12 protein-coding genes and 1 pseudogene are annotated in these 13,264 nt (G+C 67.2%); 3 read left to right on the top strand and 10 right to left on the bottom strand.

The window, feature by feature from the left end; all coding sequences use genetic code 11:
• Window positions 1-507 precede the first annotated feature (507 nt).
• A pseudogene (locus QFZ76_RS00345) lies at window positions 508-701 on the top strand (IS5/IS1182 family transposase); the annotation flags it as partial.
• 458 nt (window positions 702-1,159) lie between these two features.
• Here QFZ76_RS00345 and QFZ76_RS00350 read toward each other — a convergent pair.
• From QFZ76_RS00350 to QFZ76_RS00360, 3 genes are all read right to left on the bottom strand, one after another.
• Window positions 1,160-1,312, bottom strand: a complete 153-nt coding sequence (locus QFZ76_RS00350) for a hypothetical protein (protein WP_307671783.1) — start codon at window positions 1,310-1,312, stop codon at window positions 1,160-1,162.
• Between the two features lie 415 nt (window positions 1,313-1,727).
• Complete coding sequence (locus tag QFZ76_RS00355; RefSeq protein WP_307671784.1) at window positions 1,728-2,894, bottom strand: FAD-binding oxidoreductase; 1,167 nt, start codon at window positions 2,892-2,894, stop codon at window positions 1,728-1,730.
• Window positions 2,895-2,928: 34 nt separating this feature from the next.
• A complete protein-coding gene (locus QFZ76_RS00360; RefSeq protein WP_307671785.1) occupies window positions 2,929-3,642 on the bottom strand; it encodes a GntR family transcriptional regulator in 714 nt (237 codons plus the stop codon).
• 794 nt (window positions 3,643-4,436) lie between these two features.
• Here QFZ76_RS00360 and QFZ76_RS00365 point away from each other — a divergent pair.
• Entirely contained in the window at window positions 4,437-4,733 is a 297-nt protein-coding gene (locus tag QFZ76_RS00365; RefSeq protein WP_373464235.1) for a transposase, read from the top strand.
• 95 nt (window positions 4,734-4,828) lie between these two features.
• Here the strand turns inward: QFZ76_RS00365 and QFZ76_RS00370 are convergent, their stop codons facing one another.
• The 4 genes from QFZ76_RS00370 to QFZ76_RS00385 form a co-directional block, all read right to left on the bottom strand.
• A complete protein-coding gene (locus QFZ76_RS00370; protein WP_307671786.1) occupies window positions 4,829-5,314 on the bottom strand; it encodes a DUF6099 family protein in 486 nt (161 codons plus the stop codon).
• A gap of 229 nt (window positions 5,315-5,543) precedes the next feature.
• A complete protein-coding gene (locus QFZ76_RS00375; protein ID WP_307671787.1) occupies window positions 5,544-6,119 on the bottom strand; it encodes an RNA polymerase sigma factor in 576 nt (191 codons plus the stop codon).
• Between the two features lie 1,005 nt (window positions 6,120-7,124).
• On the bottom strand, window positions 7,125-7,742 hold the full coding sequence (locus tag QFZ76_RS00380; RefSeq protein ID WP_307671788.1) for a DUF4276 family protein: 618 nt from the start codon (window positions 7,740-7,742) through the stop codon (window positions 7,125-7,127).
• Window positions 7,739-8,968, bottom strand: a complete 1,230-nt coding sequence (locus QFZ76_RS00385; RefSeq protein ID WP_307671789.1) for an AAA family ATPase — start codon at window positions 8,966-8,968, stop codon at window positions 7,739-7,741. The genes QFZ76_RS00380 and QFZ76_RS00385 overlap by 4 nt, the downstream gene beginning before the upstream one ends.
• A 461-nt stretch (window positions 8,969-9,429) precedes the next feature.
• Between QFZ76_RS00385 and QFZ76_RS00390 the strand changes: the two genes are divergently transcribed.
• Window positions 9,430-10,164 carry a transposase gene (locus tag QFZ76_RS00390; RefSeq protein WP_373464236.1) on the top strand — a complete coding sequence of 245 codons (735 nt, stop codon included), beginning with the start codon at window positions 9,430-9,432 and terminating at the stop codon, window positions 10,162-10,164.
• 16 nt (window positions 10,165-10,180) lie between these two features.
• Here QFZ76_RS00390 and istB read toward each other — a convergent pair whose 3' ends face one another.
• The 3 genes from istB to QFZ76_RS00405 all read right to left on the bottom strand — a co-directional run bounded on the left by istB (window position 10,181) and on the right by QFZ76_RS00405 (window position 13,099).
• Window positions 10,181-10,969 carry an IS21-like element helper ATPase IstB gene (gene istB, locus QFZ76_RS00395; RefSeq protein WP_307671790.1) on the bottom strand — a complete coding sequence of 263 codons (789 nt, stop codon included), beginning with the start codon at window positions 10,967-10,969 and terminating at the stop codon, window positions 10,181-10,183.
• Window positions 10,970-10,974: 5 nt separating this feature from the next.
• Window positions 10,975-12,213 (bottom strand): IS21 family transposase, encoded by a 1,239-nt coding sequence (gene istA, locus QFZ76_RS00400; protein ID WP_307671843.1) that lies wholly within the window; start codon window positions 12,211-12,213, stop codon window positions 10,975-10,977.
• Between the two features lie 85 nt (window positions 12,214-12,298).
• Complete coding sequence (locus QFZ76_RS00405; RefSeq protein ID WP_307671791.1) at window positions 12,299-13,099, bottom strand: hypothetical protein; 801 nt, start codon at window positions 13,097-13,099, stop codon at window positions 12,299-12,301.
• Window positions 13,100-13,264 lie beyond the last annotated feature (165 nt).

A 13,264-nucleotide genomic window follows, 5' to 3' on the forward strand; every position in this document is an offset into this window, starting at 1 on the left:
CTCTCCCCGGCCGCCCTTCACAGCGGCGGCCGGGGAGAGCGGCGCCTCATCGCAACGGCAGCAGGCACAACCGGAAGAAGCAGGATGGTGGAAGCGATGACCGTGACGGATCGGATACAGGACGAACAGCACCGGCACGCCGCCGACGCCGCACGACGGTACCGGGAGGTCACCCCGCAACGGGAGCGGATCGAGGAGGAACAGGCGGCCGGGGTGCGCTTCCCCGACACGCCGCAGGCGCTGGCGGTGCGCGCCGAGCGGATCCTCGACCGGGGCGCGGTACCGCCCGCGGCGATGGTTGCCGGCATCCGCGCCCAGCCCATGGACCTGCCGCAGGCCTACGAGCGCATCATCGGCCTCGCCAGCGAACTGCAGGCCGCGAGCTTCCTGCCGCGCGGCGTACGGGCGGCCGCCACGGTGGCGCGGATCGGTCTGCGCCGCAACGGCCGCGAACTCCCCCTCGGTACCGGCTTTTTGGTGTCTGACCGGCTGATGCTCACCAATCAGGGCTTCGTCGTCCTGCCCCGCCGCTGGAAAGTCGAGCGCACGATTCGGCTGGTGCATGAACGCCCGCCGCAACGCACGCGACTACGACACGCCTCCCGCAGCACTCCGAAGCACACCTGAACTGGGCACTCATCACCATGATGACCCGACGCCTGACCCGCAAAAACGCCCGCGCTGGCATGTGGAACAAGAGGATCGCCTCGGGCTAGGGACTCATCACTGAGTTCGACGCCCGTGACGGCGCTTGGCACGCCCGGATCCGCGGAGTCCGTCTCGCAGGTTGATGAACTCGAGGACTCCAGCGATCCCTCGGCCGATCCATCGCAGCAGACGGGGTGCTGAACTGGTCAGGTCATCCACGGTGTTTCCCCCAGCAGTTTTCACAGCGGAGCCCCCGCCATGATCAGAACTCTCCTCCACAAGTTATCCGATGTCCGAGCTGAGTCCGACAGTCGGTTCGATGCGGGAAGCGCCTACGGGCATGCCGGTTGAGGAAGCCGAACGCGCTCATGGAACGCAGGCGTTGGGCCGTTGGCATACGTGCGCACTACCGAATGGCCTCAGGTTGCGCACGATGACGATCAAACGGTCCGCTTCCTGCTGGTACCCCGGCCGAGAGCCGGTCCCGTCAGCCCTCCGAGTCGCCGTCTGGCTACGACGTCGCGGCCTTGCGTTCCCTGCGGGACCGCAACCACGAGCCCAGGAACCAGACGGCCACGACCGACCCGGACGTCACCGCAGTGTTCAGCCAGCCCCGGTAAATGCCCGCGAAGCCGGTGACGAAGCGCATGACGATGGTGAACACGACCCAAATCATCAGCCATCGAGCCGTCTTGGCCATTCGCCTCTGTTCTCGCACAGCGCGAGCATAACGGTGGGCCTGAAGGAGAGCAGGTCAGTCCTCGAACTGTCGTGTTCCACACGAGCCGCAGCCGGTCTCACTGCCGGGCCACCTGCCGACGACATCCTGGGCAATGAAACGCTGCCGGCCCTGAAGACGGCACGGTCGGCGGAGTGCTGGTCGGCCTGCCCAGCGAATCAGATAGTGAGTTTCGGGTTCAAAAACACCTATGACATCTCGTGATGGTTTGTGATCTTCGTTTAGGTAGTGCGGCCGTGTTCCATGCTGCGGCCAGGATCCAGAAGAGCCAGAACGAGGGAGAAGCTTGTTCCCGGCACGCTCGATCGCGCCGAAGGGAATCGCGGGAGAGAGCTGTCGGCTACTGCTCGCCCAGACTGGTGGCGTGCTGGTCCACCTCGATGTCCGAGCGCCGTACGCCGGTGAATCGTGTGGGCCGGAAGGCCCCAAGGAGGTCCTGCTCCTGATCGGTTGTGATCTCGTACGCGACCAGGCGTCCCAGAATCGGCGCCAGGGTGACCCCGCTGTGCGAGACGAGGCAGTAGACGCGGGACTGCGCGGAGGCATAGCCGGCGACGGTGTGGCCGTCCGCGGGCAGTGACCGGAAGCCGATGCGCAGGTCGATCTCCGGTGCCCGGCCGGGGTCGGGCAGCAGGGCGGAGAACCGGCGGGCGAGGGTGCTTGCGATGTCCCCGTCCGCGGACGGCGGGTCCGCCGGATCGACGTGGGCGTTCAGATCGAGAGCCTGCAGGACGGTATGCCCGCCAGCCTCGGGGCGGAGGTTGAGGCCGGGGCTGTGGATCACGCAGCGCAGGTCGAGTTGTGGTGACCTGGCGTACCCGAGCAGGCCGACGGTCTGCGCTCCGCGACCGGCATCCGTCACCATGGGAACGTCGATCCCGGCCCGTGCGGCGAGCCGTTCTGTCCAGCGGCCTGCCGCCAGGACGACTCGATCGCCGGTGCAGACCTCGCCTCCGGCCAGGGTGACGGATACTCGGTCAGGCCCGTCGTTGATGGCTACGACCTCGCCGATCGTGAACGTGGCTCCGTGCTGCTCAGCGTCCGCCAGCAGGTTGTTCACGAAACGGTCCGGCAGAACGTATCCCTCGCTGGGGAAGTGTGCGATGGACGTGATGGTCGCCGGGATGCGGAGGCCGCCTGCGGTCCGCGCCGCTTCGTTGGGGGTGACCCAGTGTGCGGGGTAGCCGAGTGCCTGCAGTCGTTCCACGTTGTCGGCGAGCCGCTGCTCGTTTGCGGCGTCCGCCCACTGCAGCGCTCCGCTGGGGAAGTACGACGGTGCGCCGCGCAGTTGCCCGGCGAGCCTGGCGTGCTCCTCCATTCCCGCGAGGTTCAACCGGTGGTAGTCCGGGTCGGGCTTCCGGCTGGAGTTGGTCCAGGCGAAGGTGGTCGCGGTCGTGCCGGTGCCGGCTCCCCGCTGATCGAGCAGGAGAACGTCCTCGCCGGCGACGGCAAGCTGCCTCGCGACGCTCACGCCCAGCACGCCGGCACCGACGATGATGACCTTCATTGTGTGCGCATCCTTTCTGGCAGCGGCACGCTGCTCACATGGCGGGGACGGGAAGCTCCAGGAAGAACTCGGCGGTTCCCGGACGGACGAGGGTCGTCACCACCTCGACGGTGCTGCCGTCATCGGCACGCAACTCCCTGCGCCTCAGCAGCGCGGGCGTTCCGGTCTCGCTGTGCAGCAATGCGGCGTCGTGCTCGTCGAGGGCCACCGGGTCGAGGTAAAGCCGGATCGAGTCGATCGGTACTCCTCTGCGCTGCAGATACGGGAGGGTGACGAGGTCTTCGAGGTTCTCGTTCAGCAGGTCGGGGGCGGCCGCGAAGAGGACGACGTGCCGCTCGACCGACTGCGGCTCCTCGCGTACGTTCAGTTTGCGGCGGACCAATTCCACTACGGCCGTGTCGGCGGAGGCGCCAGGGAGGGTCAGGATGGCGTCGGCGGCCCTGACGATCCGCGCGGAAACCACTTCGTGTCTGCCCGGCGCGCCCTTTGCGGCTGCCGCAGGGGTGACGAAGTTGAGCAGATTGATCTGCCGCGTCACGTCCGCCACGAACGATCCGTGGCGCCGCTGGCGGATTGCCAGCCCCGCCTCGGCCAGGTCGTTGAGGACCCGCTGGGCCGTGGCACGACTGACGCCGTACTCGGCGGAGATATCCATCTCGCTTGGCAGACGCGAGCCCGGCGAAAGGGCCCGGGACAGGATCTTCGCTTCGAACTCTCGCCTGATCTGTACATAGAGTGGCACGGTCATGGTTAGACCGTACATTCACTCGATTGACTGGTAAGAGCGAGCTGACCAGCCCAGTCTTCAACGTCCGAGCCTTATGGGCGGGGTGCTGTTCCCGACCTGGTCCGCGCGGTTGCCGGGCGGGTTCGACCGTGACCACGGAGCCGAGCCGACGACGGTACGGGCGCGGCTGCGCCTGGAGCCTTCCGGACCGCAGATGACGGGCGATCGGCCCCGCCTTCACCGATTCGCTGACGACGCGCTGGGCCCCGTAACGGCCGGCGCCGTTCCCCCGGTGGAGATCCTTTCAGCCGGTAGTCGAGCGCCAGAGGGCTGGACCCTTGCCTGATTCGTCATGTCGGTCTCCCGCCCGATCTGCACATGACCAGCGCCGTCCGCTAGACCGTACAATCAGATAATTGACCGGTCAATATGGATGGCGGAGGATCTACTCAGCAGCCACCTCCCTGAGAGGAAAGCCAGTGCCCCGGTCTGGTGGCCGGCTCGTACGAGGCTGGGAACCATTGAGGTCTTCCCGGCAACGTGACGGTTGCGATGCGTGACGTAGTGCGGTCGATGCGGCTCCCAGCCGGGTGACCTGGCATCAGATATGGGTGAAGCCTCATGACGTCCCCGCCCGCCGGGTCTCCTCCTTCTGACGGACCGCTTCCCGTATCCGCCGTCGGTCCCGCCACCTGTACCTCTTGATCAGGTCGTCCGCGGTCGGCCTCTTGCCCGGCGAACGCAGCTCATGTGCCACGTGCGAACGCCGGCCGAGGTCTTCGAAGAGCAGCTACGCTCACTGCGACAGCCCGGTGTTGCAACCACGGGTTGAACTCGCCCAGTACACCAGTCAGCAATTCACCACCCTGGCAACGACGTTGGGCGTCCGCCTGTCCGTCGGCCGCACCGGGCAGTGCTGGGACAACGCGCTCGCCGAGTCCTTCTTCGCCACCATCAAAAGGGAGTTGCTCGACACAAGCTCCTGGGCCAGCCGGGCCGCCGCACGCACCGCGATCTTCGACTTCATCGAGGGCTGGTACAACTTGCACCGACTGCACAGCAGCCTTGGCTACCGCAGTCCCGCCGAATACGAGACCGCACTCGCGGCCTGACCACCCACACCGATGGTGTCCGTCAAAGCGGAACAAGCTCAACCGTCAGCTCCTACACATGATGCGACAGGAAGTGGCGGACGGAAGAGCCATCCTCATCCTGCCGCCGACCCCCGCTTCACAGCCCCCTGATCATGGGCCGCAAGCTGTCTCAGCATCTCGAGCACCCGGTCCCGGGACTCGTCCGCCGCATCGATGGCCTCCATGCACTGCCAGTACGTCCCCTCTTCGTCCGTCGCACAGGCGACCCCGACGAGGGCGATGCCGACCTCGCCGAGGAGGGCAGCGAGGCCAAGAAGCATCTCGCGGGCGTCGCCCAACTCGGTGAGCTGGGCGGCGCGGAGGCATTCGGTGTCGATGTCGGGGCGGTCGAGCACCCCGCAGCTACGGCCCGCCAGCTCACTCAGGCCGAGTGCCTGGACTCGGAGTTCGAGAGGGCCGGACAGCGCCAAACGGCTGCCGATCGCCTGGGCAAGGGCCTGCGCCTGCCAGGCCTCGGCCATCACCGCCGGAGCGTCGCCGCTCTGTGCCAGCGCATGCCTGCTCGCCGTGATGAGCCGCACCGCCTGACTGCGCCGCACGGGCGGAAACGGCTCCTTGCTGTCCGTGCGAGCACCCTTAGCTCCCGCGGCCGGTGCCTGCGTCTGGTCGGGGGAGCCCGTCTGCGACCGGTCACTCAACCAGGTAGTGAATCGAGCCAGTCCAGCGGCGGAATCGAATCCGGCATCAGCAGTCCGGTCTGCGGCCTGGGACAGTGCACTGTAGAGGTTCTGGAGAACGGTCTCGGTTTTGTCTTCGCCGGAGTCGCTATCAGTCGTCACTGTTTCCTCCCTCCAGGTCGTCGGCTCCGAACGGCAGATAAGAACCTGCCTCGCTTCTGAGTGTGCGACGTGCTGCCGAAACGTGGGCGCTGACCGTTCCCTCGGCCATGCCCAGCATCCTTGAGATCTCGCGGTTCTGGTACCCGCACCTCCAACGGAGCAGCGCTACCAGATGCTGCTGCGGGGGCATGCGCTCGATCACCTTCCAACAGTGCTCAAGGGTTACCTCCGTGAGCGCCTCATGAAGGGTGTCTGCCGCAGGCCGCTGGTAGTGAAGGCGCAGTACCTCGGCTTGTTTGCGTCGCGCGGTCTCGTTGCGTCGGAAGTGGTCAACGGCGATATGCGTTGCCGTACGGCAGAGCCAAGCCACCTGCCGCGTCTCACTAAATGATCGCAATTGCTCCCAATTCCCGGCCGCCGCCCGGAACGCTTCCTGCGCGACATCTTCCGTCAGTTCCCTGTCCCCTCGAGTCAGGAAGAAGACGTGCCGGTTGACGTCCCTCGCACACCGCATGTAGCACGTCTCCAGCTCGGCACGCCACGACGCAGGAATGCGTGCTGTCACCCCCCACCTCCAGGCGGTACCGGCAGTTGGGGTTCGGGTTCACTGATCGGCTCTGCCACACCGACAGCAGCCTCCCCGACCTGCACCCACATCTGTGGCCCTCCCGGTCCGCCCTTCTGCGCGACGACGGTGCCGGTGGGAGCCACAAGGAGCAAAGCGATCAAGGTCTTTCGTCGGACACGCTCCGCGCAGACGCAGTACGTCGAAACAGCGATCCCTGTTGCGACCACCAGGCCAAGAACAATCCACGGCCCGTGGGCAAGGGCACTTCCCAGCAGCGCAGCCGCCCCCGTACACGAAGGTACCGACATCTTCATACTCTGTAGTCGTCTGAGCGGAGAAAGTCCTTATCGGCCGGAAGCGCAGTTGGAGACCGTGCCTGAATCTGTCCCTGGCAGCCCGTCCCCTGGGGTCCTGGGCGGAGTTGAGCGGCCTGTGGCAGCAGCCGCAGATCTGTCTGGCCGCAGCCGGCTCCCGCCTCACCCTCACCCGGGCCAGCCAGTCGACCGGGGTGCCCGTAGCCACTCTCAGCGACTGGCTGCGTGGCAACCATCTTCCATGTGAGGCCTCGGAGTTACTGAAGGTGGTCACACAACTGTCCGAGTGGGCCGCGAAAGCGCCCCGCCGGCCACGTACTCAGCACTCGCGCCGCCGGCTGGCACGCGACGGTCGCCGGCCTCGTCCGCACCATAAGACGCTTCGAGCACTCGCAGAAAACGCACCCGGCACGGAGCCTGCCCGTTCCGGCGAGTCCCGCCGCAATGGGGCCCTCCTGATCTCCTCTCCTCGGCGATACGAGGCTCTACGGCCCTGTGGAAGGGGTGCTGACGGAAAACGCTGTCGCGGAGCACCACGAAGAACGCGTCGGCTCGTCAGCCTCCTCCGTGAGGGGCGTGGGACAGCTGCCGAAGCATGGGTGACCAGATCCCGCGACGGTTTCCAGGGACCGGGCCGCCCGACCGACAGGGCCAGGCCGACTGCGAGGGAAACCGTGTAAGCGGGACGTCACAGCCGCGCATCGGGCTCGCCAGTGAGCAGAAACTGCACGTCGCGGCAGAACTTGTCGAACGAGGGTGCCGTAGCGCGGGCGGCCTCGAGGTCGAAGAGGGTGGCGAAGGATGGCTGGTGGGCGGTCTCCTGGTAGGAGGAGCCGCGGGGCATGTGCCGGGAGAGCCATTCCTTGGCACCGCGGATGGCTTCCGGCTCAGGTGGCGGTACCAAGGATTCGGGCAGACCGGCCCGTCCGGCCAGGCCCGCGGCGCCGGCCAGGAACCATGCTTCGAATTCCCGGACGGCCGCGACCGCCACGAGCGGCATGTGCCCGTGAGTGGCGTGAGCGTGCGTGCGTAGGCGTTCGGCCAGTTCTACGGCGCAGTCGTCATCCGCGTCCAGCAGGACCAGGACACCGGTAGGTGACGGGGTGCGTCTGGTGACGATGGTCAGCGTGTTGTCGAGGACGTCGCGCCGGAGCATCCGGTCCCGGGGTACGCGGTAGGGACGCTGGATCTCGGCGTATGCGCCGGGCACCAAGGTCGGAACAAGCCGGTACAGCAGGCCTTGGAGGGCCTTTTCCTCTCCGTGGCCTTCAACAATGGACGCGATCACCGGATACGGGATGCTCACCGCTCGCTGTCCTCCCCCTGATCTGCTCGCCGCGCGGAGGGCGTTGCTGGGCGCAGTTCTCCGCTGCGTAGGAGTTCGGACAGCGTCAGGACACCGTCGGCCAGGAGTTGCCGCCCGGCTGGGTCAATGGGACCGATCACGGTGCCCGCCCCGTCGTCGCGGGCCACGAGCAGGTGCGACGGATCGGCCGCTGCGTTGTCGAGCAGGTCGGCGCTCTGGGTCGTCACCATCACCTGGGTGTTGCGAGCAGCGGCGGCCAGTGCGTCGTACAACGCACCGAGCATCGGCGGGTGGAGGGAGATCTCGGGTTCTTCGAGGGCGATGAGCGGGATGCTGCCCCTGAGCGCGCGCGGCTGGAACAAGGCAGCGAGCACGCCGGCCAGACGAAGGGTCCCCTCCGACAGCGCCCGGCGATCCACCTTGACCACCTGTCCCTCGCCGCCCAGGAAACGGCCGACGACGAAGGCCAGGTCGGCCTCACGTACTTCCACCCCGTCCAGTCCCACCGCATTGTCGATCATGGTGGCGAGATAGCCGTCGACGGTGTCCTTGACCCAGGGGTGCTCCCTCGAGAGAGCATCCAGCACGCGGCCCAGGTGCTCCCCGCTTTCGCCGAGCGGCCTGTCACCCCTTCTCTGAGGTGTGTCGTCGACCGCCCGGAGTACAGGAGTGAGGAGTTCGTAGAAGCGCATGTGGGTCAGGCTCCGGAACACCGTGCCTGCCTCGCGGCTGGTCCGGGACGCCTGCGGCAGGAGAATGTCGTCCCTCCAGGAAACAAGGTGTTCCCCTGCCAGTTCCGGGATGAAGGCATCTGCCTGGAGCCGTCCGTTGATCCGAAGCTCTTCTCTGCGGAGGACCGGACCGGGATCATCGCTGTCTGGGCGGGTTCCGACTTCCAAAAGGTAGGCGGCTTTGAACGCCGGCCCTCTGGAGGCGGGGATGTCGAGGTCCATTTGGATGCGGAAGACGTCGGCCTGACCACCCGAGGCGTCCCGGTGGAGCACTTCTTCGAGGCCGCCCCGCCGCTCCAGCGCCCGCCCAGGCGAGGACTGCAAGGCGTCGCGGACGAATCGAATCGCGTCAAGGACGTTCGACTTGCCTGCTGCGTTCGGCCCGGCCAGGACTGTCAACGGGCCAAGCGACACATCGCAGGATGCGATGGAGCGGTAGCTCTCCACGCGTAGTCGCGTCAGGAATACCGGTGGCCGCTCCTGCTCAGAGGCCATGACCATGCCTCACGTAGAGCGGAACTCCAAGCCGCTCGGCCGAGCTGCCCCCCTGAGCGAGACCACCGTGCCGAATGGACTCCGCTGAGTCTTTCCTGCGCGCCAGGATCTCACGAGAGACCATTGGCACCGCGAGAAGCAGCCCGGAAAGACCGCTCTCGCGGGACGTGCTACTCGTCCTCATGTGCCTGTTGTGATCCACAGTCCGTCACCCTATCCAGCCGATCTGCTGACATCCCAGCAGCTCGTCCGTCCGTCTCATCGCAGACGTTCAGGAGATCATCGACGGCGCGTCGGAGCAGCCAGCGGCGTATCGCACGGGCACGAGCAGCGCGGGCCTGCTCGCCGCCGACAGGTGTGGTCCGGTGACCGGAACGGGCGTATCGGCGCCCAGTGTCCGCAATGGACCGTCGTAGAGGCAGCCCGGCTCACAGCCGTTTCTGAACCTCGACCGCAAGACCGTGCGCCGCTTCCGCGACACCGACCTCGATGAACTCCTGGCCTCCGCCCGGGACCGCCGCCCGAACGGCGTGCTGGAGCCGTTCAAGGCGTATCTCAACGCCCGCTTCACCGAGACGCAGGGTCAGGTCAGCGGCAGCCGCCTGTTCCAGGAGATCCACGAGCGCGGCGATCGGGGCAGCCGCCAGGTCGTCCGCAAGCACCTCGCCGCCCTGCGGGCGGGCACCGCCGAACCGGTCCGGGCCGACATCCCCAGTCCCCGGAAGATCGCCTCGTGGATCATGCGGTCCCGCGAGACCCTCACCGAGAGCCAGGACAAGCGGCTGCTGGAGGTCCGGCTCGCCTGCCCGGACATCACCCGGGCCTGCGACCTTGCCCGCGCGTTCGCCGATCTCGTCCGTCACCGGCGTGGATTCCTGCTGCTGGAGTGGATTCGCCAGGCCGAGCAGGACGCCCCGAAGCCGATGCGGCGCTTCGCCGGCTCACTCCGCCAGGACCTCGACGCCGTCACTGCAGGCCTCACCCTTCCCTGGAGTTCCGGAGTTGTCGAAGGCCACGTGAACCGGGTGAAAACACTCAGGCGAGCCATGTACGGCCGAGCATCCTTCGAACTCCTCCGGACCGCATCCTCATCCAGCCATGACCTTCACGGAACTGATCAGCCTGCCGGACGTTCACACGCGTGGAGCTGTCGGCGGTCTCTGAACCTGGACCCCTTTGGGGTCGGTGACTTTTGACCCCGTGTGCAGTTGTTCACCCGGTTGCCGCGCTCGGTGTTCGGCCGATGTCGCGGTCTTTGAGCCGGTAGGAGTCTCCCTTCAAGGAGAGCACATCGGCGTGATGGACGAGACGGTCGATCATGGCGGCGGCGACGGTGTCGTCGCTGAAGACCTCTCCCCAGCGTCCGAACGGTTTGTTGCTGGTCACGATCACGGACGCGCGTTCGTAGCGGCCGGAGATCAGCTGGAAGAACAGGTTCGCCGCTTGCGGTTCGAACGGGATGTAGCCGACCTCATCGATCACCAGAACGGGGACGCGTGCCAGCCGCAGGAGTTCGTCCTGCAGCTTGCCGGTGGCGTGGGCGGCGGCCAGGCGGTCGACCCACTGGGAGGCGGTGGCGAACGCGACGCGGTGTCCGGCCTGACAGGCACGGATGCCCAGGGCGATGGCCAGGTGGGTCTTGCCGGTGCCGGGCGGGCCGAGGAAGACCACGTTCTCCTTGCCGGTGATGAAGTCCAGGGTGCCCAGGTGGGCCACCGCCTCCCGTTTCAGCCCGCGCAGGTGGGTGAAGTCGAACTCCTCCAGGGTCTTGCGGGCGGGGAAACGGGCCGCGCGGATGCGGCCTTCGCCGCCGTGGGCCTCGCGGGCGGCGACCTCGCGCTGCAGGCAGGCGGCCAGGTATTCCTGATGTGTCCAGGACTCGGCGGTGGCGCGTTCGGCGAGCCGGTCGGCAGCGTCCAGCAGGGCTGGTGCCTTCAATGCACGGCTGAGGAAGGCAAGTTCGGCGGCGACGTCCCGGGATGTGGTGGTGCGGGTGGCCATGGCATTTACTCCTGTCCTCCGCCGCCCTCGATCAGCTGGAAGACGCGGTCGTAGGCCGGCAGATCCGGCTGTGCGACCTCCACCGCCGCGGCGCCGACCCCACCGGTCTGGCGGTACTGGTGCCGCATCGCCGTGGCGGCATCGGCGTGGTCGGGGTCGGTCAGTGTCTGGTGGCGGGCCCAGCAGCGCGTATGTTCGGCGACCAGGCGGCCGTCCAGGTGGGCCCGCACCGTTTCGGTGTCCGCCTCGATGCGCACGATCCGTCCGATCGCGGCCGGGTGGACGGAGTAGTCGCAGGTGTCCAGGCGGATGTAGTGGTCCCGGCCGATCCGCACCGAGGTCTGCCACCAGCGCGGCGGTGCGGTCGGCGGCAGCGGCAGCATCGCGGCCCGGTCGGCCTCCCACCGCTCGGCCGGGCGGGCATCCAGGGTGCGGTGCACTCGTCGGTTGGCGACCTCGAGCCATGCGGCCAGCTGCGTGTTGAAGTCGGCCGGGGAAGTGAACACCCTGCCGGGCAGGAATGACGTTTCCAGGTAGCCGTTGGCCCGCTCGACCAGCCCCTTGGCCTCCGGGTCGCGGGGCCGGCACAAGATCACCTTGCAGGCCAGCAGCCCGGCTAGGGCTGCGAACTCATGACCGAGCACGACCCGCCCCTCGCGGCGGCGACCGATGGCCGCCTCGTTGTCCCAGACCAACGCCCGGGGCACCGCATTCCAGCCGGACAGCAGGTCCCAGTGCCCGCTCACCAGATCGGCGGCCTGCCTCGACGGCAGCATCCGCGCGGTCATCACCCGCGAGTACCCAGCCACCATCACCAGCACCGGCGGGCGCCCGGTCTGCCCGAAGCCCAGAGGGATGTCCGCTGGCGGGAACCACAGGTCACACTGGGCCAGCTCGCCGGGCTGATACGCCGTCCGGGAGACCGGATCCGCCGGCAAATACACCGGCCGCAGTTCCCGCACCCGCCGCTTCAGCACCGACAACGACCGTTCCCACCCGATCCGCTCGGCAATCACAGTGGCGGGCATCCGCGGATACTGGGCCAGCAACTCACGGATCGCCGGCTCTACCGCGTCCACGATCGAGCCCCTCGGCGCCCGCCGGCACTTCGGCGGATCGTCGCTGGCCACAGCCCGCCGCACGGTGTTCCGGGCGATCCCCAGATGCCGCGCGATCCCCTTGATCGACATGCCCTCCGCACGGTGGAGCCGCCGGATCTCAGCCCAGTCCTCCACACCGATCACCTCTTCCACCTGACTCCCATGGAGCCAGACTGATCACTTGATCACGGAAGGGGTCACTTTTCATCGACCGATAGGGGGTCACGGTTCACGGAACGGCGACAGGAGCCGGCGGGAAGCCGTCCGAGGCATCGGCTGGCCGTCCGAATGCCCAGATTCGATCGAATTCATCCTGAAAGTGTTGATACCAGTGGCCGTCACGGTCTGGCAACACACTGAATACGGCGTCTCCGGAAGCGGAGCTGTGGGAGTAGATGTCGACATGGATGCATCCGCTGGGCCGCTGCGGGTCCAGCAGCACGAGGCCAAAGGCAGGGACAAACGGCAGAAAGCGCACGGCGATCCTTCCGTCAGTTCCCGGGGACTCCACCAGCTCTCGAAGCAGGTCGATGGACGGGCGCAGCCGATTCTCGAACACGGTCGGCCGGTCGGAGAGGGTGCTGCGACGAGCTGCCTCTGCTGGGGCAGAGGTGGCCGCGTCGATCAGCGCCACCTTGATAGTCGCTCCGGCGGCAGCACGGCGCTGCAACTCGTCAACCAGGTTCCGCAGGGTCCGCGACAGCGTGACCCCGACGACTCTGATGTCCTGCGCGCCACGTACCTGCTCGATGAGGTCAGGCTTGTCATGGGTCAGGAAGTCTTCCGCCGAGACCTCTCCTGCCATTCGGGAGCGCACCTGCGCTGCCAACTCTGATACTTGCCTGCGGCTGCCGAGCAGCCCACCGGAGAGCAGGGCCAGCGTTGCGAGCGTGGCGGCGGCCAGCACCTTGCCGCTGGCTATATCGAGAGCTCCGAGCACTGCCAAGGTCACGGAGAGCAGTGCCGTCGAGTAGATCTCCAGGTTCTCGCCCCGGGTGACATCCTGGCGCACGCGCCGCAGGAAACGCATGCAGGCCATCGTGTGCGTCTGACGGAGGGCCGTCAATGTCCAGCAAGGGCTCAGATGACCAAGGCCACACGGCAGCCGCCCACGTGCTGACGCCGCTCAGGCTCTCCTTCACACAATCGCGGACAGAGCCCTGAAATCGGCCAGGGCCGCTCGTCGCCTCGCTCC

The organism is Streptomyces sp. V4I2, assembly GCF_030817655.1.
In the GTDB taxonomy this organism is placed as follows: Bacteria; Actinomycetota; Actinomycetes; order Streptomycetales; family Streptomycetaceae; genus Streptomyces; species Streptomyces plumbiresistens.